This window comes from Yoonia sp. GPGPB17, from assembly GCF_037892195.1.
Taxonomy (GTDB): domain Bacteria; phylum Pseudomonadota; class Alphaproteobacteria; order Rhodobacterales; family Rhodobacteraceae; genus Yoonia.
The window spans coordinates 2,976,051-2,995,165 of record NZ_JATACI010000002.1 but is presented as its reverse complement, the minus strand read 5'-3'; the positions used below and the strand labels follow the sequence as shown (position 1 = coordinate 2,995,165).

The window sequence follows — 19,115 nt, the reverse complement described above, 5'->3', positions numbered from 1 at the left end:
TCAGCGCTCCTTCAGCTTAACAGAGTTGTTGTAGACGTTCATCACAGCTGAGATCAGCAGCGAAATTGTCAGATAGAACAACATCAATAGCAGGATGCATTCGATCGCGCGGCCCGTCTGGTTCAGGGTGATCCCACCCAGTGTGGACGTGACATCCATGTAGCCCACAGCAATCGCCAGAGAGCTGTTCTTGGTGATGTTCAGATACTGCGAAATCAGCGGTGGAATGATAACCCGCAATGCCTGTGGCAGGATCACAAGGTTCATGATCCGGCCCGGGCGCAGCCCCAGCGAGGCCGCAGCCTCGGTCTGGCCTTTTGAGATCGCCTGAATACCGGCCCGCACGTTTTCCGCGATAAAGGCACCGGTATAGATCGCCAGCGCGAACCAAAGCGCAATCAGTGAGCCCCGTAAATGCAGCCCGCCCTGGAAGTTAAAGCCTTGCAGTGAAGGGTAGTCCAATGTGATCGGACGCCCGAGGATGAAGTACACAAGGACCGTCGGCACAAAGAAAAGGGCCACAGACGGCCACAGCATCGGCAAAAGCTGACCCGTATCATACAGCTTCCTCGTGGCATATCTGCGATAAGCGAAGATACCAATGATTGAGGCGATGAAGACCGCAATGACAATCCAGCCACTTACACCGTCAATGACGGGCGCTGGTGAATACACACCCCGGTTCGTAAAGGCGAACGAGTCGAACAACATACTGGATGTTGCATTGTCGCCTCGGAACGCGCGCGGTGCCGAGCATGCTGACCGTCATGATCGAAAAGATGATAATGATCCAGATCAGAACGGGAATGTTCCGGAAGATCTCAACATAGATCGACATCAGCTTGCGGACCACCCAGTTGTTGGACAGCCGCAGGACACCCGCGATCACACCAAAGATGGTTGCGGTTACACAGGCCAAGAAGGCTACAATCAGCGTATTAAGGATACCCACCATCGCAGCCCGCAGATGGGACGACTGGCTGTCGTATTCGATAGGGCGTTGGTTGATGTCATAGCCCGCCGGATCGCCAAGGAAGCCGAACGAGATGTTTAGGCCTTGGGCCGCAAGGTTGCGCACCAGATTGATACCCAGATACGCCATAAAGGCGATCAGCAGCACCAGTGCGATGAATTGGAAGGTGTAGGATCGATAACGCGTGTCGTTGATGAGCATCGACAGGCGGAACGACCCCTGTGGTGGGTCTGTGACCGACGTCATTATATATTCCCCGTTGCTACGGCGCTTAGTAGGCTGGTTGCTTATGCAACTCGTTGGCACCGATTTTATGGTCGTCTTAGTGAAAGGGCGCGGTCGTAACCGCGCCCTTTGTTCCTAGTAGCTATCCTTAACGGAATGGTGGGGAGTAGAGCAGACCACCGTCTGTCCACTGCGCGTTCAGACCGCGTGCCAGACCGATTGGTGTGTTCTCGCCGATGTTCTTTTCGAACAGCTCGCCGTAGTTACCACCCGCAGCAATCGCCATCATCGCCCAGTTCGCGTCCAGACCCAGCATTGCGCCCAGTTCACCTTCGGTACCCAGCAGGCGGTTGACTTCTGGGTTGCCAGTCGGTGCAGCTGCCAGCTCTTCGATGTTTGCAGATGTGACACCCAGCTCTTCAGCAGCGATCAGTGCGTTCAATGTCCAGCGCACAACGTCGCCCCAATCATTGTCGCCGTGGCGGACAAGCGGGCCGAGTGGCTCTTTTGAGACGATTTCCGGCAGAACGATGTGATCGTCCGGGTTTTCGAAGGCTGCACGTGTCGCAGCCAGACCGGAAGCGTCAGTTGTGTAAACGTCGCATGCACCAGCAAGATACTGCTGCTGACCTTCGGCGTTCGTTTCAATTGGCACAGGCTCGTAGCTGATGTTGTTGGAGCGGAAGTAATCCGCCAGGTTCAGCTCTGTCGTCGTACCCGTCTGGATGCAGACAGTCGCACCATCGAGTTCTTTTGCAGAAGACACACCAAGGTCACGTGGGACCAGGAAGCCCTGACCATCGTAGTAGTTGATGCCAACAAATTCGAACTTCAGGTCGACGTCACGGCTGAATGTCCATGTGGTGTTACGCGCCAGCATGTCGATCTCGCCCGAAGCCAGCGCTGTAAAGCGTGTCTTACCGGTTGTTGGAACGAACTCAACAGCGTCGCTGTCGCCCAGAACAGCAGCAGCAACCGCGCGGCATACGCCAACGTCAAAACCATCCCAAACGCCGTTCGCATCAGGTGATGCAAAGCCGACAAGGCCAGTTGTTACGCCACAGTTCAATACGCCACGCTCTTTGACGTCATCCAATGTTGCAGCCGAAGCCATGCTTGCAGCAAAGCCAGCAACAGTGAGTGCGCCGTAAAATGCGGTTTTTTTCATTTTTACCTCTTCCTGAGTTTCCACCCCGCTAGGGTGGCCAATTTTTATCCCGTCCCGATAGACAGTCATGATGAATGAGGTGGGTCCTCCCAACTCAATGCAGCAAGAGTTTGGTTATTCTGGCATAGAGTCAAGAGTAGCAAACTCAAAACGAGAGGCAAATGTCGCGAAATTAGGCATTTTTCCGAGATTTCGCCGTAAACAGTGCGTTTCCCTTACGTCAGAGAAAACCGGTAAAACTGCGCCGCGTCAAAAAAGGCAGTCTTCTTGGTGAATTCGGCGGCAGCGGCCTCTTCATCTTCGCCCCATTGTTCGATTTGCCAATGCTCATCTATGCGTGAAAGCAGCCATGCCTCCTCAACCGTGATGGCCTGCCTTGTGATGGCAAGCGCAAGGATCAGCGACCCTGACAGGCTGATCAGATCATGCACTGCTGCGAGTGCGAAATCATCAAATGATGCGACCTCTGCTGTCAGTTTGGCAAGGACCTCGGGCTTTTGGGTGACATGCATAACGCCTTCACCAACAAAAAGCCGCGCCCCCAGTGTTTCAGCCGCCCAATCCAGCATCGGGTCCCAAGCATTGGCCTGCCGTTCAATCAGTGCTTCTGGCCCGGCGGCCCGGTAACATAACAGGTCGCTGTCGCCATATTCTGCAAGCAAAGCAATGACTTCGTCCCGCTGTGTGCGTACTTTATCGATCGCGGCATTTGCCCCGCGCGTCACTGGCATTGTGCGCGGATCGACAACCTCTTCCTGTGCATCCCACTCTTGCGCAATCGCATCCGCCATGGCTTGTGTCGGCAAGGTCAGCGGCGCTTTGGCTGGCGTCCGCACCGGGCGCCCATCCAGCTTCACGGTGAAACCACCTTCACAGGCCTCGGTCTTTGCCTGTTTCCAGAACCGTTTGGGTTGCCAGTCACTCATCTCTCAAGGGCCTATCAGTTGGTCCACAGCACCCGCGAGCGCTGCAAAGTCTTCGATCATCGCATCAGGCAGCAAAGCATCCGCTGCGTGGTACCCCCATGTGACACCAATCTTTTTGATGCCAGCTGCACGGGCCATGTCCATGTCATAGGTCGTATCGCCCAACATGACAGCCTTTTGCGGTGGAACGCCTGTCTCATTCAGCGCTGTCAGGATCATCGATGGGTTTGGCTTGGACGGGTGGTGATCTGCGACTTGCTCAGAATGAAACACACCCGTCAGCCCATGCCGCTCCAACACCTTATCCAGACCGCGCCGCGACTTGCCGGTCGCCACCGCAAGCAAGGTGTGGTCCTGCGCGCGCAACACATCCAATGCGTCACGCGCACCGGGAAACAGCGGACCCATTTCCTGATTGTCAGAACGCAGCTGCATGAAAGACGCCTTATAGGCCTCAACCAACCGCGCCCGTTGCACCTCATCCGTGTCAGGACACAGCACACGAAATGCTTCTGCCAAAGACAGGCCCACGATGGATAGCACGGTCTTGCGGTCCGGCAGCACCAATCCCTCGGCCTGAAACGCCAGCGTCATCGCGGCCATGATCTCGGCCTGACTGTCAACGAGCGTGCCGTCGACGTCAAAGATCACCAATCGCAGATCACGCATCGGGCATATTGAACGGATCAACCGGAGCGTGGCCCACAACCCAGCCCACGAAGTCCCATGTATGCTGCATATGGTCCGGCAAAGGCGCGGTTAGATGCAAGGTAGCGCCCGTCGCCGGATGCTCAATTGTCAGGCTGCGGGCGTGCAGATGCAGTTTGCGCCCAATCTCACTGCCCATACCGGCACCCCAGCCATCACCAAGGTTTTCCTGACCGGACCCGCCGTATTTACCATCACCCACAATCGGATGCCCAATCTCAGCCATATGCGCGCGTAGTTGATGCGTCCGCCCCGTGATCGGCACCAATGCACACCACGCGGCACGGCTGGCCAGAGTATCCATCACTGCGTAATCGCTGGTCGCCCGCTTGGCCCCCTCCACACTGTCGAGGTCGCGCGGATGCACACAGCGCATCTTCTCATTCTCGCCGCCCCTGCCATGACCGGGCGCTTTCACGAGACCATATTTGATTGTTCCGGCGCGCGGATGCGGCACCCCAGCGACTGCCGCCCAATAGATCTTGCGCGTCTCACGATGCTTGAGGTTTTCGGTCAACTGCTTGGCCATCATCCGTGTGCGCGCCAGCAGCAGCACACCAGACGTATCCTTATCCAGACGATGCACCAACCGGGGCTTTTCGTCGTAGTCAAACATCAAGGCCTCTGACAACCCATCCACGTGCCGCGTTGTCTTGGAACCACCTTGGGTCGCCAAACCGGGAGGTTTGTTGATCGCGATAATATGATCATCCTTGTAGATCACGCAGGACTGAATCAGCTTGGCATCCGCCTTGGTCACACCGCGCTTGGCAAGGTTCGCCGCAGCCGCCGCTTCTTCCTCGGTTGGGAGCGGCGGAATACGTATTTTCTGCCCCACATCCAATCGGGTGTTCGATTTTACGCGACCACCATCGACACGCAATTCACCCTTGCGGCACATCTTCTCGATCCGTCCTTGGGTCAGATGCGGGAACAGGCGGCGCAAATAGCGATCAAGGCGTTGGTCGCCATCGTCGGGGCCAATCACACGGGTTTGTACACCACTCATGTTGTCATTCCTCTTGCGATCCACAGACCCGCCGCACAGGCCAGAACGGATAAGACCAGCGACGCCAGAACATATCCGACCGCCGCCGTCACGCGGCCTTCTTCCACCAAACGCAACGCATCCAAAGTGAACGCCGAAAACGTCGTAAACCCGCCCAAGACGCCAGTCATCAGAAACGGCGACCAATGCTGCAAGCCGCGATCCGCCAAGTGTATCCAGACCAGCCCGATGATGAAGGACCCGATCACGTTCACTGTCAACGTCCCTATCGGAAAGGCCACAACTAACCCCACGAGGTATCGCAGCACAGAGCCAATCGCCCCGCCAAGAGCTACAGAAATCACAGGTGTCATCATGTGGGTGCTGTGGCGGTTCGCTACACGATTGTCAATTCTTGCCACGCTTGGCGCGCAAGCCTGCGAAGTAATCCACGCGCTTTTTCAACTCGCGCTCGAAGCCACGATCAACGGGGACGTAATAAACACCACGCTTCATCGTTTCAGGGAAGTAGTTCTGGCCACTAAACCCATCCTCGGCATCGTGGTCATAGTTATAGCCTTACGCCAAACCCCTGTTCCTTCATCAGCGTCGTTGGCGCGTTCAGTATATGGGCCGGTGGTGGTTCCGACCCAGTTTGCTTGGCCGCCGCCACAGCCCCTTTGTAGGCGACATAGGTCGCATTCGATTTCGGGGCGAGGGCCAGATAGGTGACGGCCTGCGCAAGCGCCAATTCCCCTTCGGGCGAGCCCAACCGCTCATAGGTCTCCCAAGACTGCAGGCAGACAGCCTGCGCTTGTGGATCAGCCAGACCAATATCCTCGACCGCCATGCGCGTGATGCGACGGGCCAGAAACCGTGGGTCCTCGCCCCCGGCGAGCATCCGGGCAAACCAATAAAGCGCCGCATCCGGATCAGACCCGCGCACCGATTTATGTAAGGCGCTGATCAGGTTGTAGTGCTCATCCCCCGACTTGTCGTATTTCACTGCGCGCTTCATCAGGCGTTTGGTCAGGTCATCGGTGGTCAGCTTAGCATCGGTTTTCCATGCACTCACCTGTTCGATCAGATTGAGCAAAGCGCGCCCGTCGCCATCGGCCATCTCAAGCAAAGCATCACGCGCCGGGCCGTCCAAGGGCAAGGGCTTGCCCAATTCCTTCTCGGCCCGCTGCGTCAGCAGTTCGAGGTCCTTCAGATCAAGCCGTGTCAGAATGAACACTTGGCTTCGGCTCAGCACCGCAGCGTTCAACTCAAAGCTTGGGTTCTCTGTCGTGGCCCCAACCAACAGGATCGTGCCATCCTCCATATATGGCAGGAACCCATCCTGCTGGGCTTTGTTGAAGCGGTGGATCTCATCCACAAAGAGCAGCGTGCCCTTGCCATTCTGACGTCGCACTTTAGCGGCCTCAAATACCTTACGCAGCTCCGGCACGCCGGTGAAAATCGCACTTATCTGGACAAAGTGCAGATCGGTCTCGTCGGCCAGAAGCCGTGCAATCGTCGTTTTGCCTACACCGGGTGGACCCCAAAAGATCAGCGACGAGAGCGAGCCGGACGCCAACATTGTGCCCAAGGGTGCGTCAGGACCAAGGACCTGTCGCTGGCCAATCACCTCTGACAGCTTGCTTGGCCGCAACCGGTCAGCCAGCGGGCGTGGGCCTGCCGGGGTTGGGCTGGGGGCACTGTCAAAAAGATCAGCCATGGCCACCAAGGATATGTTCGGAGCGCCGCATGATTGCAAGTATCACCTGAGAGGGGCTTCTACGAGACCGCAAACATGGTCCCGTACGCGAGACGAAGCATACCTTGGCCTTATGTATCGGAGCGACTGCTTTGCGGACTGAAGCGGACGTTGTGAACTCAAGATTGAATGTCTGCTTGCCCGGATCGGTCAAGTAGTTGGATGTCATCCTGAAGGCAGCAGTCTCACAAATACCCGAAAGGCGCCAAGCAAGACGACGTTATGCTCGGGTTGCACTATCAGTGATAGCTTGGGCTGGGATACCTGCGGGCAATCCAAATCATATCGCGTAACGTGAAAAAACTGACCATCTACGGACACCAATCCCGTATCAGACCAGTCTCCACCAAAAGAACCAAAAGTCCGCCGGTCGTTGACCCAAACGTGGGTGTCGCCACTCAAAATCAGGCAAGACATGTCGTCTGACAACCACAAGTGCTGATGCTGAATGACAATGCTGGTGCCTTCAAGAGGCTCAACAACACGAAGATAGCTGTCCGAGATAATTCCAGTAGAGACAACAGAGTTTGCGGTCCAATTCCCGTCTAGACTAAACGACCCGGCTAACGTCACGCTCGGTCCCCAAAAGAGTACCATAGCCCCGATGATGAACGTGAGCCTTAGCTGGGGTGTTTTTGATCGCATAATCTTATCGGGCCTGTGAAGAGCTAAGCTGGTTTGGCAAACCATTAGCAGACATACGAACGGTGCGCAGCATCCGCCAACATGGGCTCAAACCTGACATCCAACAAAACAAAAGGCCCCGCAATCCTGCGAGGCCTTCAAAACTTAAACGTGAGAAGCTTACTCCTCAGCTTCCTCATACTCAGCCAGACGCGCCTTATCAGCCGCACCTTTCGCATCTACATCGCGATCCACGAATTCGATAATCGCCATTGGCGCCATGTCACCATAACGGAAGCCCGCTTTCATGACACGAACGTAACCACCTTGGCGGTCTTTGTAACGCGGTCCAAGGACATCAAACAGCTTCGCAGTATGCATTTCCTGCTTGAGCTGCGCATTCGCCTGACGGCGTGCATGCAGATCACCGCGCTTGCCCAATGTGACAAGCTTTTCAACGATCCTGCGCAGTTCTTTGGCCTTGGGCAAAGTTGTTTTGATTTGCTCATGTTCAATGAGCGAGCCAGCCATATTCGCGAACAGCGCCTTGCGGTGCTCATGTGTGCGGTTCAGGCGGCGGTAACCTCTTGCGTGACGCATGTGATAGTCTCCATTTTGTTTTATCGATGGGCACTTGCGATGCGTGTCGCTGGCTCCGTTAGTGGGGCGGTATTACCCAGGATGTTCCCCGTATATGCACGGGCATTTTTGGGTGGGCCCGTAAGCCCACCCGAATTCTTAAAACTGGTCTTCGAACTTCTTGGCCAGATCCTCGATGTTGTCCGGCGGCCAATCCTCAACATCCATGCCAAGGTGCAAGCCCATGCCTGACAGCACTTCCTTGATCTCGTTCAAAGATTTGCGGCCAAAGTTCGGTGTGCGCAGCATTTCTGCTTCGGTCTTCTGGATCAGATCGCCAATATATACGATGTTGTCGTTCTTGAGGCAGTTTGCCGAACGGACAGACAGTTCCAGCTCGTCCACTTTCTTCAGCAGAAGCGGGTTGAACTCAAGACCGTCATCATCCGCACCGGTTTGGGCAGACTCAGGCTCATCAAAGTTGACGAAGATCGACAGCTGGTCCTGCAGAATACGGGCCGCGTAGGCAACCGCATCATCAGGTGTCAGCGACCCATCCGTTTCCACCTTCATGGTCAGCTTGTCATAGTCCAAAACCTGACCTTCACGGGTCGGCTGCACATCATAGCTGACTTTCTTGACCGGCGAGTAGATCGCATCGACGGACATCATCCCGATCGGTGCATCTTCTGGCTTGTTCTTATCGGCAGACACATAGCCCTTACCTGTGTTCACAGTCAGTTCCATGTACAGATCAGCGCCATCATCCAGGTGGCAGATTACGTGCTCCTTGTTCAGCACCTCAATACCAGCCGTCTCGCTGATATCAGCGGCGGTCACAACGCCGGGGCCTTTCGCCTGAACGGACAAACGCTTGGGGCCTTCGACTTCCATGCGGATCGCGACACCTTTGAGGTTTAGCACGATGTCGGTGACATCTTCACGCACACCAGACACGGATGAAAACTCGTGCAGAACGTTGTCGATCTGAACGGCAGTAATGGCAGCGCCCTGAAGCGAGCTCATCAAAATACGGCGCAGGGCGTTGCCCAATGTCAAACCAAAGCCACGCTCAAGTGGTTCTGCAATGACGGTTGCCTGACGCGCGGGGTCGTTGCCCGGCTTAACTTCCAATTGAGTTGGTTTAATCAACTCAGCCCAGTTCTTGTGGATCATATGTCCCTCCATACTAGTCTGCCTTCATGGTCCAAAAAGGCAAACGCCCGAGGTTAAAATGACGGATTGGGACCGTGCAGGAACACAGCCCCAAGGCGTTTGGATAATAATTAGACGCGGCGGCGCTTTGGTGGGCGGCAACCGTTGTGGGCCATTGGGGTCACGTCACGGATCGATGTGATGTTGAAACCAACAGCGGCCAAAGCGCGCAACGCGCTTTCACGACCGGAACCGGGGCCCTGCACTTCGACCTCAAGCGTTTTCACGCCGTGATCTTGTGCTTTCTTGCCCGCATCCTCTGCAGCCATCTGAGCGGCATACGGTGTGGATTTCCGCGAACCCTTAAAGCCCATGGTGCCTGCAGACGACCAGGAAATGGCGTTGCCCTGCACGTCAGAGATCAGGATTTTTGTGTTGTTGAAAGAAGAGTTCACATGCGCAACACCAGCTGCGATGTTCTTGGAAACCTTCTTTTTGGTGCGTTTTGTATCACGTGCCATTGATCAAGCCTCCCTTATTTCTTCTTACCAGCAATGGCCTTAGCGGGGCCCTTGCGTGTACGTGCGTTTGTCGAAGTACGCTGACCGCGAACCGGCAGGTTACGACGGTGGCGCAGGCCACGGTAGCACCCAAGGTCCATCAGACGCTTGATGTTCATCTGTGTCTCACGACGCAGGTCACCTTCCACCATCAGGTTGGCGTCGATGTATTCACGGATCGACAGCACTTCTGCGTCAGACAGTTGGTTAACACGGCGCGCGCGGTCAATCTTGACCGCTTCGCAGATTTCTTCGGCTTTGGCAGAACCAATTCCGGTAATGTAGGTAAGGGCGATTGGAACCCGCTTTGCAGTCGGGATGTTTACGCTTAAGCAATACGTGCCACGTGTGCAATTCCTTTTCGTTGCGGGTCCGTCATTCCAGACCCTTTTTTCACAACGGAAACCCGGACCTTTCAGGCGCCGGGCTGCGTCATATCGAGGTGTTCTCATGGCATCAGGGCGCGACCCTTAACCACAAATTGATTCCTTTGTAGGATGGCGCTGTTTAGGGGGGTTCAGGTCGGGGGTCAAGACCTATTGGTCATGCAACTAGGGACCGAAAAAATCGACCAATCCAATCAATTTACTATGCAACTTTGTGCCGGAGTCGGAAGTCCTCTTCAGGTTGGTTGTAAGTCTACGTCTTGAACTCTTACCCCCGTCAGCCAGCAAGGCATCTATTGCGATTGCATTGCATTTCTGATGCTGTCAACGTCGTTGCCGCTTGAGCGGTAGAAAATTCTTAGAATTTCGATATGTGCAGCTCCAAATTTTCCGATAACGCTGGGGTATCCGTCAAGCGGCCAATCGAAGAGCGAAGGCAAGAAATAGGGATCAGAGTAGAGGCCCATAGAGTTGTAAAGTTCTTCTTGAACACATGAAGACGCATCTGTGCTACCTGTACCGGCTCCAATATAAATTGCAGCGATTAGAATTTCATTGCCGTCTACAATAACAGTTCCGCCGCAAGGCAGCCCACTAGCATTTGGCTCTGCTATACTGCGCAAAACTCTTTCGGATGGTGCAGCAAGTGGATTCTGGCTCATCACAATGTCAATCTCTTCAGAGCCCAGCCAAATAAACACGTTCGCATCATCATTTGCGACTAAGTTGATGGAAGTTGAGGTCTCCAGTACCAATTTGAAGGCGTCTATCGCTTCTTGGACCGCGTCTACGCGATTGTCATTTTTTTCAGAAATAATGCGATATCTCATGTCGCCATGCCATTGAGCAAACTGAGCTGTTTCGCATGAGTTGCGTCTTTCGGTCTCGCACCAATCTGTCTTTGACGCCATTTGACTGATAAGACCGGCGTTCACTGTTGCATCTTGGGATGATGCTGGCGAGGCAGTACTTGTCACAAACTTAGAGATGAGTACTGAAACCACGCCTAGCAGAAGAAGTGCTTTGAACGACTTCAATCTTAAAGACCTTATTTTGTCAAACCACGAAGAGAAAGATATGGTAGCAGGTTTAAATGATAACCATGCTCCATGGCGACAAAAAAGCTCGGTAGGATCGTCCTAATAAACTTCACCGATACAAGAAAGCCCAAACGCCATTGTTCAATTTTGTAAGTGCGTCGGCCTTGACGTGCCACGTGATTCCGTTTCAGTGCGACGCGGCCTGAGGAATTGATCAGACGCGATGGGATGGCTCAAACCTTACGTAAGTGCGTTAGAAATACTCGCCGCTACCTCATCCATGCTGGCCAGACCATCCACAGATTTCAGATCACCCTTGGCATGGTAGTACCCAATCAAAGGGCTGGTTTGCTTGTAATAGGCCATCAAGCGGATCTTCAGGCTTTCCTCGTTGTCGTCAGCGCGCACCGGTTGACCAGCGGCTTCTGCCTCTTTCGCGCGTCCGACGATGCGTTCGACCAGAACCTCATCATTCACTTGCAACTCGATCACGCAGTCAAGATTCTCACCCATCTCGACCAACAAATTGCCCAAGGCATCCGCCTGCGCCAATGTCCGTGGAAAACCATCAAAAATGTAGCCACCACCACCTTGATCACTTTCGAGCTGTTCGCGGATCAAGCCGATCACGATTTCATCTGTCACGAGATCGCCACGATCCATCACAGCCGCAACCATCTTGCCCATTTCAGTCCCACTGGTCCGGGCTGCCCGCAACATATCTCCTGTGCTCAACTGCACCATGTTGCGTTCATCGACAAGCTTGGCCGCTTGTGTTCCCTTACCCGCGCCCGGCGGTCCCAGCAGTATGATATTCATCGACGCGATGGCCCTTTACGTTTTCCATTACGCTTGCCACGCAACTGAGACTTCTCAATCAGGCCTTCGTATTGATGTGCCACCAGATGAGACTGGATTTGTTGGATGGTGTCCATACCCACAGACACAATAATCAGGATCGAGGTACCGCCAAAGTAGAAAGGAATGGCCAGTTCGGCCCGGATAATCTCGGGCAGCAAGGCCACCAGAGCCAGATAACCGGAGCCCAGCACCAGGATACGGGTCACCACGTAGTCCAGATATTCTTCGGTCTTCTTGCCAGGGCGAATGCCGGGGACAAAGCCGTTCTGGTTCTTGAGGTTCTCAGCGACATCCTCGGTCTTGAAGGCCACTTCACGGGTGTAGAAATACGTGAAGAAGATGATCATGCCGCCGAAGAACAACAGGTACAACGGCTGACCGGGGCCAAAGAGCGCCAGAATCGTCGACATCAGTGGGCCGGATGACCCACCATTGAATGTACTGATCGTCGTTGGCAGCAGCAGCAAGGCAGAGGCAAAGATCGCCGGAATAACGCCCGCAGGGTTCACCTTGATCGGCAAGTGGCTGGTGGAGCCATCATAGACCTTCATCCCGCGCTGCTGGCGGGGATACTGAATGTGGATCTTGCGCAGCGACCGTTCCATGAAGACCACAAAGGTCAGAACAACAATCAGCATCACAATGATACCGACAACAACCGCGGGGCTGATCGCGCCAGACCGGCCTTGTGACAGGAATTGCGCCAATGCGGCAGGGATTTCAGCAATGATGCCGACAAAGATGATCAACGAGATACCGTTGCCAATGCCGCGCGCGGTGATCTGCTCACCCAGCCACATCAGGAACATGGTGCCGCCAACGATGGTAATGACCGTCGAAGCTTGGAAAAACAGGCCGGGATTGGCTGCCAAACCGCCCGCCTCAAGGCTCACAGCAAGGCCGTAAGCCTGTGCGGTGGCCAATACGACCGTACCATAACGCGTATACTGGTTCAGCTTACGCCGTCCCTGCTCGCCCTCTTTCTTGAGGTTCTTGAGCGGCTCCCACATGGAACCCAACAACTGCATCACGATGGAGGCCGAGATGTAAGGCATAATACCAAGGGTAAAGATCGCCATGCGGGACAGTGCCCCACCGGTGAACATCGACAAGATACCACCGATCCCGGCTTGCGCGTCTTCCATGAACTGGGCCAATGCGAGGCCATCAATGCCCGGCACCGGAATGAACGTGCCAAGACGGTAGATGATCAACAAACCAAGCGTGAACATGATCCGCTGGCGCAGTTCAGTTGCTTTGCCGAAGGCGCTCCAACTGACGTTGGCTGCCATTTGCTCTGCTGCAGAAGCCATATGGGTCTCTTTTTATAAGAAACGCCGCTGCGGTTCCCCGATCAGCGGCGTTTGGGAAAACTTGAAGAGGTATGTAAGCGACCAAAGGGTCGCTCACAAGGTCTTACTCAGCCGCTGCCGGTGTTGTGACAGTCAGTGATCCGCCGGCTTTTTCGACCGCTTCAACGGCGCCCTTAGAGGCACCAGTGACAGCAATCTTGGCTTTGGCTTTGAAATCACCCTTGGCCAGAACGCGGATACCGTCCTTCTTGCGACGGACCAGACCGGAGGCAACCAATGCATCCTCAGTGATGTCGGCTTTGACGTCGATCTTGCCTTCGTCGATGAATTTCTGGATCAGGCCAAGGTTGATCACAGCGAAAGTCTTGCGGTTTGGCTTATTGAAGCCGCGCTTTGGCAGACGCTGGTAGAGTGGCATCTGGCCGCCCTCATAGCCTTTGATCGCTACGCCGGAACGGGATTTCTGGCCTTTGATACCACGGCCACCGGTCTTGCCTTTGCTGGACCCTGGGCCACGGCCAATACGCTTTTTGCGGGTTGTGGCGCCTGGGTTGTCAGACAGTTCATTCAGTTTCATGTCGCTTCTCCTTTTGCCGGAATTGGCCCCCAGCGACGGGAGCGGCCAAACACGGCGTTTACATCTGAGTCGGGGCGGAGTGCTTGCCGACTGGGGGCGTATAGACGGGGTGTAGGGAGGCGTCAAGAATACGTTGCAGCTCAGAGCGCAACGGAAGGGCAGCGGCCGACCTGGAGGCCTCGCAACATCCGTTTGAAGGGGGGGTATCACCAAGACCACAAATGTCGGTTCATGTTGGAACGTTACAAAAGCGGCCTCCTGGGGGAGGTCGGCCGCTGCCCGGGGAAGCCGGGCGAAGTGACAGCCAAAGCTCTACTCCCAAGGCAATGGCTTTCCATTTCTGCGAAGCGTTCTGAAAGTGACGTTGAAACGCGGCAGCAACTTATCGTAGAGCGTCTCCAAATCAGGTCCTAATCTGCTAAAAGTCTCCAAGACTTCATGTTTCAAATGGTTGACTGCTTCGAGGAATAGCGTTTCCACATCTATGGGACGCCCAAGTCGATCTGTCCCGCCAATTCCATGCCCAGCATGCTCGAAGGTGGCCGCAATGCGGAAGGCATCATAATCCTGAGAGTAGGGCCTTTCAAAACCATGGTGAAACCTAGAATTTCGCTCCAACCGAAGTGGACTATCTGACATCTCCAGATGTGAGAGTATCATCAGAATATCTCGGTCTATTCCTTTCTTTCTCAGTTGCTCTCTATTGCAACCGCGTTCGCTCAGACCGGTTTGAAAGATCTCATTCACAAGTAACGCTGCACAATCCCCAATAGATATTAGGCGAGCGAGAAACACATCAGTCGTTATCTTAAGCCAGTCAAGACGAGATATTGGGAAATCTTGGAATGACTCCGGCAGAGCATCCGTATTCAACATGCCCAAGACTAGGTTAAGAGATTCAACCCTTTGACCTAGGGCGGCGAGTCGAGTGTCAACTAGCCAAACATAGTGAGCATCATCGTGCTGGAGCACTTCTTCCCAAGAACGAAAACCTAGATGCAACGGCTGAGCTAGATCATAGACCCTTCCATGAAGTTCATGCTCTTCGCCATATATGAAGTCTTGCTGCACTTCTTTCTCCAAAACCGAAACGCCCCGCAGTTCCCTGCGAGGCGCTCTATCATTTCCAGCTAGCCGGGGCTCCGCCCGTTCGCGCCTGAAACGCTCCACTGGAGCGTTTCCAAGACAGCGCTCACCCCTTCTCTTCGATGATCTCGACGAGGTGGGGGATGCTGTTGACCATACCACGGACAGAAGGTGTATCTTCCAGTTCTTTGGTACGGTTCATCTTGTTGAGGCCCAGGCCCACCAGCGTAGCACGCTGTTTGGCAGGGCGGCGGATCGGAGAGCCGACCTGCTTGACGACGATTGTTTTAGCCATCTGTCAATCTCCTTACGCGTCTGCTTCGGCAGGTGCTTCAGCCGCAGGGGCCTCGTCACGCTTGGGCAGGATGTCAGCAACCTTCTTGCCACGGCGCTGTGCGACGTTGCGGGGTGATTGCTCTTTGGACAAGCCATTCATGGTGGCGCGGATCATGTTGTAAGGGTTCTGGGACCCAATGGACTTGGACACAACGTCCTGTACACCCAACATTTCAAACACGGCACGCATTGGACCACCGGCGATGATACCAGTACCAACAGGGGCTGTGCGCATGACCACTTTACCAGCGCCGTGACGGCCCTCGATGTCGTGGTGCAGCGTACGACCATCGCGCAATGCCACGCGGATCATCTGGCGCTTGGCTTGCTCTGTCGCTTTGCGGATCGCCTCGGGCACTTCCTTGGCCTTACCCTTACCAAAGCCAACACGGCCTTTTTGGTCGCCAACAACAACAAGTGCGGCGAAGCCAAAGCGCTTACCGCCTTTGACTGTCTTGGAAACACGGTTGATTGCGACCAGGCGGTCGGCAAACTCTGGTGCTTGCTCTTCACGGTTGCGGCCACGGCCGCGGTTTTCACGTTCTGCCATTGATGGCGTCCTTTGTATGTTTGGGCGTCTGCCCGGTTGTCCAATCACGGTGGCACAGGCCCCGGATCATCGAAGCCGGGGCGAACCCCGGCTTACGCTTGTCTTAGATCTTCAGACCACCTTCACGGGCCGCATCAGCCAAAGCCTTGATCTTGCCGTGAAAGAGGAAACCACCACGGTCGAAGTAAGCAACCTCGACGCCAGCTTTCTTCGCGCGCTCTGCAATTGCAGCGCCCACTTTGGAAGCGGCTTCGATATTGTTCTTGCCGACCACGCCCAAATCCTTTTCGAGCGACGAAGCGGACGCGAGTGTCACGCCATTCACGTCGTCGATCAGCTGCGCGCTGATGTTCTTGTTTGAACGGTGCACCGAAAGACGGGCACGGCCCTGGTTGGCTGTGACACCGCGAAGTTTGTTCCGAACGCGCATACGGCGCTTCAGAAACAGTTGTCTCTTGCTGTTTGCCATTTTTGCGTTCCTTACTTCTTCTTACCTTCTTTGCGGAAGATATATTCGCCTTTATACTTGATACCTTTGCCCTTGTAGGGCTCGGGCTTACGCCAAGCACGAATATTCGCCGCAACCTGACCAACGACCTGTTCGTCGATACCTTCGACGATCACATCAGTTGGCTTTGGCGCTGTCACTGTCACACCTTCAGGCACTTCAAAGTTGACGTCGTGGGAATAGCCCAGCGACAGCTTCAATGTGTTGCCCTGCATCTGTGCACGGTAACCAACACCCGACAGCTCAAGCTCTTTCTTGAAGCCTTCGGATACGCCGGTGGCCAAGTTTGCAACCATTGTGCGGCTCATGCCCCACTGCTGGCGCGCGCGCTTGGATTTACCGCGTGGTTCAACGGTGACAACATTGCCATCAACAGTGATGGTCACATCGTCCGTTGCTTTGAAGCTGCGGGTCCCTTTGGGGCCTTTCACTTCAATGGTTTGACCTGACACAGAGGCGGTGACGCCAGAGGGCAGCTCAACCGGTTTTTTACCAATACGAGACATGATATCCCCTTAGAATACAGTGCAGAGCACTTCGCCGCCAACATTGGCGCTGCGTGCTTTTGCATCCGACATCACACCCTGAGAGGTGGAGACAATCGACACGCCCAGGCCCTGACGGACGGATGGGATGTCATTGGCGCTCAGGTAAACGCGGCGGCCAGGCTTGGAAACCCGCTTCACTTCGCGAATGACTGGGTCACCCTCGTAATATTTCAGCTCGATGCTGAAAGCAGGATGGCCATCTTTGCCGTCCTTCTTTTCATAGCCGCGGATGTAGCCTTCGTCGGACAGCACATCCAACACCCAACCGCGCAGTTTGGACGCAGGTGTTTCCACCGACGCTTTGCCGCGCATCTGGCCGTTGCGGATACGTGTGAGCATATCACCGATAGGATCATTCATAATATGTGCTCCTTACCAGCTTGACTTGACCATACCGGGGATTTCGCCATTGGAACCAAGGTCCCGCAGCGCGATCCGGCTGATCTTGAGTTTACGGTAGTAGGCGTGTGGGCGCCCGGTGAGCTGGCAACGGTTATGCAAACGGGTCGCAGAGGAGTTCCGTGGCAGTTTCGCCAGTTCAAGCGTTGCTTTGAACCGCTCTTCTACGGGAACCTCTTTGTCGTTGATGATTGCCTTCAAGGCGGCACGCTTTTCGGCGTACTGCTTGACCAGCTTTTCACGCTTCACTTCGCGTGCGATCATGGATTTCTTAGCCATATCTAATTTCCCCTCAGCTGTTGAACGGCATGTTGAAGTGCTTCAACAGTGCCTTTGCTTCAGCGTCAGTGTTCGCTGTTGTGCAGATCACGATGTCCATGCCCCAGTTCTCATCGATCTTGTCGAAGTTGATTTCTGGGAAGATCAGGTGCTCTTTGATGCCGGTGGCATAGTTGCCGCGGCCGTCGAAGGATTTGCCGGATACGCCGCGGAAGTCGCGGATACGTGGCATTGCGACCGTGATCAGACGATCAAGGAATTCAAACATACGGTCGCCGCGCAAAGTGACCTTTGCACCCAGCGGCATGTCTTCACGGACGCGGAAACCAGCGATGGATTTCTTGGCACGTGTTGTCATGGCCTTCTGACCGGCGATGGTCGTCAGATCTTCCTGTGCGGTTTTTGCTTTCTTGCTGTCACGGACAGCTTCTGCACCGCAGCCGATGTTCAGGACGATTTTGTCCAGCTTCGGGATCTGCATTTCGTTTTTATAACCGAACTCTTCTTTCATCGCACCACGTATGGTGGATGCATAAAGGTCCTTGAGACGGGGGCTATAGTTTGCAGCATCAAGCATTAGATCGCATCCCCTGTTGTCTTGGCGAAACGCACCTTGTTGTCGCCATCCATACGGAAGCCGACGCGGGTTGCTTTGCCATTGCTGTCAACGATGGCCAGGTTCGACAGCTGGATCGGCATCGCCTTTGGCGTGCGGCCACCCTGTGTTGCCTGGGTTTGCTTTTGGTGACGGACAGCAATGTTGATGCCATCAACAACCGCTTTGCCAGACTTGGGATCGACAGAGCTGATTGTGCCCTTCTTACCCTTGTCCTTGCCAGCAAGAACGATCACTTCGTCGCCTTTACGGAGTTTCGCAGCCATAATTACAGCACCTCCGGAGCAAGTGAGATGATTTTCATGAAGTTTTTCGCGCGCAACTCACGAACAACCGGGCCAAAGATACGTGTACCGATCGGCTCATTGTTGTTGTTGAGGATGACAGCAGCGTTGCTGTCAAAGCGGATGGCTGTGCCATCTTCGCGACGGACTTCTTTGGCGGTGCGCACGACGACGGCCTTACGGACGTCACCCTTCTTTACGCGACCGCGTGGAATGGCCTCTTTGACGGATACGACAATGATGTCTCCAACACTGGCGTAACGACGGTGAGAACCACCCAGAACCTTGATGCACTGAACACGGCGAGCGCCGCTGTTGTCAGCAACATCCAGATTGGTCTGCATCTGGATCATTTGGTTTCCTTCCGACCTATGGGCAAATCCCGATTTCTGTCCGGGGGCCCAGGGTTTCGATTAAACCGGGTGTCGCTGCCTTAGGAGGCAACAACCTCCCAGCGTTTTGTTTTCGATTTCGGCGCACATTCCTGAATGCGAACTGTGTCACCTACGTTGAAAGCGTTGTTTTCATCGTGAGCACGATATTTCTTCGACTTACGAATGGTTTTCTGAAGCAGCGGGTGCTTATAGCGACGCTCGACCGAAACGGTGACGGTCTGGGCGTTCTGGTTGCTTGTCACAACCCCTTGCAGGATACGCTTAGGCATAGA

Annotated in this window: 24 protein-coding genes and 2 pseudogenes; all 26 read right to left on the bottom strand. The window is 54.7% G+C overall.

Annotated features, from left to right (window positions below; translation table 11 throughout):
- The 26 genes and pseudogenes from QTO30_RS15770 to rpsQ all read right to left on the bottom strand — a co-directional run bounded on the left by QTO30_RS15770 (position 1) and on the right by rpsQ (position 19,112).
- Positions 1 to 1,219, bottom strand: a pseudogene (locus QTO30_RS15770) (amino acid ABC transporter permease).
- 127 nt (positions 1,220 to 1,346) lie between these two features.
- Positions 1,347 to 2,366 carry an amino acid ABC transporter substrate-binding protein gene (locus QTO30_RS15765; protein ID WP_340425027.1) on the bottom strand — a complete coding sequence of 340 codons (1,020 nt, stop codon included), beginning with the start codon at positions 2,364 to 2,366 and terminating at the stop codon, positions 1,347 to 1,349.
- Between the two features lie 215 nt (positions 2,367 to 2,581).
- Positions 2,582 to 3,292 carry an ATP12 family chaperone protein gene (locus tag QTO30_RS15760; protein WP_340425026.1) on the bottom strand — a complete coding sequence of 237 codons (711 nt, stop codon included), beginning with the start codon at positions 3,290 to 3,292 and terminating at the stop codon, positions 2,582 to 2,584.
- Between the two features lie 3 nt (positions 3,293 to 3,295).
- Entirely contained in the window at positions 3,296 to 3,961 is a 666-nt protein-coding gene (locus tag QTO30_RS15755; RefSeq protein ID WP_340425025.1) for an HAD-IA family hydrolase, read from the bottom strand.
- Positions 3,954 to 5,009 (bottom strand): RluA family pseudouridine synthase, encoded by a 1,056-nt coding sequence (locus QTO30_RS15750; protein ID WP_340425024.1) that lies wholly within the window; start codon positions 5,007 to 5,009, stop codon positions 3,954 to 3,956. The genes QTO30_RS15755 and QTO30_RS15750 overlap by 8 nt, the downstream gene beginning before the upstream one ends.
- Positions 5,006 to 5,365: a fluoride efflux transporter CrcB gene (gene crcB, locus QTO30_RS15745; protein ID WP_340425023.1), complete on the bottom strand. Its 360-nt coding sequence runs from the start codon at positions 5,363 to 5,365 to the stop codon at positions 5,006 to 5,008. The genes QTO30_RS15750 and crcB overlap by 4 nt, the downstream gene beginning before the upstream one ends.
- A gap of 31 nt (positions 5,366 to 5,396) precedes the next feature.
- Positions 5,397 to 6,708: pseudogene (locus QTO30_RS15740) on the bottom strand (replication-associated recombination protein A).
- Positions 6,709 to 7,551: 843 nt separating this feature from the next.
- On the bottom strand, positions 7,552 to 7,971 hold the full coding sequence (gene rplQ, locus QTO30_RS15735; RefSeq protein WP_340425022.1) for a 50S ribosomal protein L17: 420 nt from the start codon (positions 7,969 to 7,971) through the stop codon (positions 7,552 to 7,554).
- 138 nt (positions 7,972 to 8,109) lie between these two features.
- A complete protein-coding gene (locus QTO30_RS15730) occupies positions 8,110 to 9,126 on the bottom strand; it encodes a DNA-directed RNA polymerase subunit alpha (RefSeq protein ID WP_340425021.1) in 1,017 nt (338 codons plus the stop codon).
- A gap of 110 nt (positions 9,127 to 9,236) precedes the next feature.
- Positions 9,237 to 9,626, bottom strand: a complete 390-nt coding sequence (rpsK, locus tag QTO30_RS15725) for a 30S ribosomal protein S11 (protein ID WP_008236527.1) — start codon at positions 9,624 to 9,626, stop codon at positions 9,237 to 9,239.
- A gap of 14 nt (positions 9,627 to 9,640) precedes the next feature.
- Complete coding sequence (gene rpsM, locus QTO30_RS15720) at positions 9,641 to 9,985, bottom strand: 30S ribosomal protein S13 (protein ID WP_340425954.1); 345 nt, start codon at positions 9,983 to 9,985, stop codon at positions 9,641 to 9,643.
- Positions 9,986 to 10,344: 359 nt separating this feature from the next.
- Positions 10,345 to 11,088, bottom strand: coding sequence for a hypothetical protein (locus QTO30_RS15715; protein WP_340425020.1), 744 nt, complete (start codon positions 11,086 to 11,088; stop codon positions 10,345 to 10,347).
- 243 nt (positions 11,089 to 11,331) lie between these two features.
- Positions 11,332 to 11,910: an adenylate kinase gene (locus tag QTO30_RS15710; RefSeq protein ID WP_340425019.1), complete on the bottom strand. Its 579-nt coding sequence runs from the start codon at positions 11,908 to 11,910 to the stop codon at positions 11,332 to 11,334.
- Positions 11,907 to 13,265, bottom strand: a complete 1,359-nt coding sequence (gene secY / locus QTO30_RS15705) for a preprotein translocase subunit SecY (RefSeq protein ID WP_340425018.1) — start codon at positions 13,263 to 13,265, stop codon at positions 11,907 to 11,909. The genes QTO30_RS15710 and secY overlap by 4 nt, the downstream gene beginning before the upstream one ends.
- 103 nt (positions 13,266 to 13,368) lie before the next feature.
- A complete protein-coding gene (gene rplO, locus QTO30_RS15700) occupies positions 13,369 to 13,842 on the bottom strand; it encodes a 50S ribosomal protein L15 (protein WP_340425017.1) in 474 nt (157 codons plus the stop codon).
- A gap of 312 nt (positions 13,843 to 14,154) precedes the next feature.
- Positions 14,155 to 14,913 carry a hypothetical protein gene (locus QTO30_RS15695; protein ID WP_340425016.1) on the bottom strand — a complete coding sequence of 253 codons (759 nt, stop codon included), beginning with the start codon at positions 14,911 to 14,913 and terminating at the stop codon, positions 14,155 to 14,157.
- Between the two features lie 121 nt (positions 14,914 to 15,034).
- Complete coding sequence (rpmD, locus tag QTO30_RS15690) at positions 15,035 to 15,223, bottom strand: 50S ribosomal protein L30 (RefSeq protein ID WP_340425015.1); 189 nt, start codon at positions 15,221 to 15,223, stop codon at positions 15,035 to 15,037.
- Positions 15,224 to 15,235: 12 nt separating this feature from the next.
- Positions 15,236 to 15,814 carry a 30S ribosomal protein S5 gene (gene rpsE / locus QTO30_RS15685; protein WP_055295591.1) on the bottom strand — a complete coding sequence of 193 codons (579 nt, stop codon included), beginning with the start codon at positions 15,812 to 15,814 and terminating at the stop codon, positions 15,236 to 15,238.
- Between the two features lie 103 nt (positions 15,815 to 15,917).
- On the bottom strand, positions 15,918 to 16,283 hold the full coding sequence (rplR, locus tag QTO30_RS15680; protein WP_340425014.1) for a 50S ribosomal protein L18: 366 nt from the start codon (positions 16,281 to 16,283) through the stop codon (positions 15,918 to 15,920).
- Positions 16,284 to 16,294: 11 nt separating this feature from the next.
- Entirely contained in the window at positions 16,295 to 16,828 is a 534-nt protein-coding gene (rplF, locus tag QTO30_RS15675; RefSeq protein ID WP_340425013.1) for a 50S ribosomal protein L6, read from the bottom strand.
- A 9-nt stretch (positions 16,829 to 16,837) separates the two neighbouring features.
- The gene (gene rpsH / locus QTO30_RS15670; RefSeq protein WP_340425012.1) at positions 16,838 to 17,230 is read right to left on the bottom strand and encodes a 30S ribosomal protein S8; all 393 of its coding nucleotides are present in this window, start codon (positions 17,228 to 17,230) and stop codon (positions 16,838 to 16,840) included.
- Between the two features lie 12 nt (positions 17,231 to 17,242).
- Positions 17,243 to 17,548, bottom strand: a complete 306-nt coding sequence (rpsN, locus tag QTO30_RS15665; RefSeq protein ID WP_100367915.1) for a 30S ribosomal protein S14 — start codon at positions 17,546 to 17,548, stop codon at positions 17,243 to 17,245.
- Between the two features lie 13 nt (positions 17,549 to 17,561).
- Positions 17,562 to 18,125, bottom strand: a complete 564-nt coding sequence (rplE, locus tag QTO30_RS15660; protein WP_340425011.1) for a 50S ribosomal protein L5 — start codon at positions 18,123 to 18,125, stop codon at positions 17,562 to 17,564.
- On the bottom strand, positions 18,125 to 18,430 hold the full coding sequence (gene rplX, locus QTO30_RS15655; protein ID WP_340425010.1) for a 50S ribosomal protein L24: 306 nt from the start codon (positions 18,428 to 18,430) through the stop codon (positions 18,125 to 18,127). Before rplX ends, rplE begins: the two co-directional genes overlap by 1 nt.
- 2 nt (positions 18,431 to 18,432) lie before the next feature.
- Positions 18,433 to 18,801 (bottom strand): 50S ribosomal protein L14, encoded by a 369-nt coding sequence (gene rplN, locus QTO30_RS15650; RefSeq protein ID WP_108813549.1) that lies wholly within the window; start codon positions 18,799 to 18,801, stop codon positions 18,433 to 18,435.
- A gap of 80 nt (positions 18,802 to 18,881) precedes the next feature.
- Positions 18,882 to 19,112: a 30S ribosomal protein S17 gene (gene rpsQ, locus QTO30_RS15645; protein WP_340425009.1), complete on the bottom strand. Its 231-nt coding sequence runs from the start codon at positions 19,110 to 19,112 to the stop codon at positions 18,882 to 18,884.
- Between the last annotated feature and the right edge of the window lie 3 nt (positions 19,113 to 19,115).

What these genes read in the sequence shown, in the direction of transcription:
- QTO30_RS15765 (WP_340425027.1), bottom strand. Translation starts at nt 2,366, where the DNA reads ATGAAAAAAACCGCATTTTACGGCGCACTCACTGTTGCTGGCTTTGCT.
- QTO30_RS15760 (WP_340425026.1), bottom strand. Translation starts at nt 3,292, where the DNA reads ATGAGTGACTGGCAACCCAAACGGTTCTGGAAACAGGCAAAGACCGAG.
- QTO30_RS15755 (WP_340425025.1), bottom strand. Translation starts at nt 3,961, where the DNA reads ATGCGTGATCTGCGATTGGTGATCTTTGACGTCGACGGCACGCTCGTT.
- QTO30_RS15750 (WP_340425024.1), bottom strand. Translation starts at nt 5,009, where the DNA reads ATGAGTGGTGTACAAACCCGTGTGATTGGCCCCGACGATGGCGACCAA.
- crcB (WP_340425023.1), bottom strand. Translation starts at nt 5,365, where the DNA reads ATGATGACACCTGTGATTTCTGTAGCTCTTGGCGGGGCGATTGGCTCT.
- rplQ (WP_340425022.1), bottom strand. Translation starts at nt 7,971, where the DNA reads ATGCGTCACGCAAGAGGTTACCGCCGCCTGAACCGCACACATGAGCAC.
- QTO30_RS15730 (WP_340425021.1), bottom strand. Translation starts at nt 9,126, where the DNA reads ATGATCCACAAGAACTGGGCTGAGTTGATTAAACCAACTCAATTGGAA.
- rpsK (WP_008236527.1), bottom strand. Translation starts at nt 9,626, where the DNA reads ATGGCACGTGATACAAAACGCACCAAAAAGAAGGTTTCCAAGAACATC.
- QTO30_RS15710 (WP_340425019.1), bottom strand. Translation starts at nt 11,910, where the DNA reads ATGAATATCATACTGCTGGGACCGCCGGGCGCGGGTAAGGGAACACAA.
- secY (WP_340425018.1), bottom strand. Translation starts at nt 13,265, where the DNA reads ATGGCTTCTGCAGCAGAGCAAATGGCAGCCAACGTCAGTTGGAGCGCC.
- rplO (WP_340425017.1), bottom strand. Translation starts at nt 13,842, where the DNA reads ATGAAACTGAATGAACTGTCTGACAACCCAGGCGCCACAACCCGCAAA.
- rpmD (WP_340425015.1), bottom strand. Translation starts at nt 15,223, where the DNA reads ATGGCTAAAACAATCGTCGTCAAGCAGGTCGGCTCTCCGATCCGCCGC.
- rpsE (WP_055295591.1), bottom strand. Translation starts at nt 15,814, where the DNA reads ATGGCAGAACGTGAAAACCGCGGCCGTGGCCGCAACCGTGAAGAGCAA.
- rplR (WP_340425014.1), bottom strand. Translation starts at nt 16,283, where the DNA reads ATGGCAAACAGCAAGAGACAACTGTTTCTGAAGCGCCGTATGCGCGTT.
- rplF (WP_340425013.1), bottom strand. Translation starts at nt 16,828, where the DNA reads ATGTCTCGTATTGGTAAAAAACCGGTTGAGCTGCCCTCTGGCGTCACC.
- rpsH (WP_340425012.1), bottom strand. Translation starts at nt 17,230, where the DNA reads ATGAATGATCCTATCGGTGATATGCTCACACGTATCCGCAACGGCCAG.
- rpsN (WP_100367915.1), bottom strand. Translation starts at nt 17,548, where the DNA reads ATGGCTAAGAAATCCATGATCGCACGCGAAGTGAAGCGTGAAAAGCTG.
- rplE (WP_340425011.1), bottom strand. Translation starts at nt 18,125, where the DNA reads ATGCTTGATGCTGCAAACTATAGCCCCCGTCTCAAGGACCTTTATGCA.
- rplX (WP_340425010.1), bottom strand. Translation starts at nt 18,430, where the DNA reads ATGGCTGCGAAACTCCGTAAAGGCGACGAAGTGATCGTTCTTGCTGGC.
- rplN (WP_108813549.1), bottom strand. Translation starts at nt 18,801, where the DNA reads ATGATCCAGATGCAGACCAATCTGGATGTTGCTGACAACAGCGGCGCT.
- rpsQ (WP_340425009.1), bottom strand. Translation starts at nt 19,112, where the DNA reads ATGCCTAAGCGTATCCTGCAAGGGGTTGTGACAAGCAACCAGAACGCC.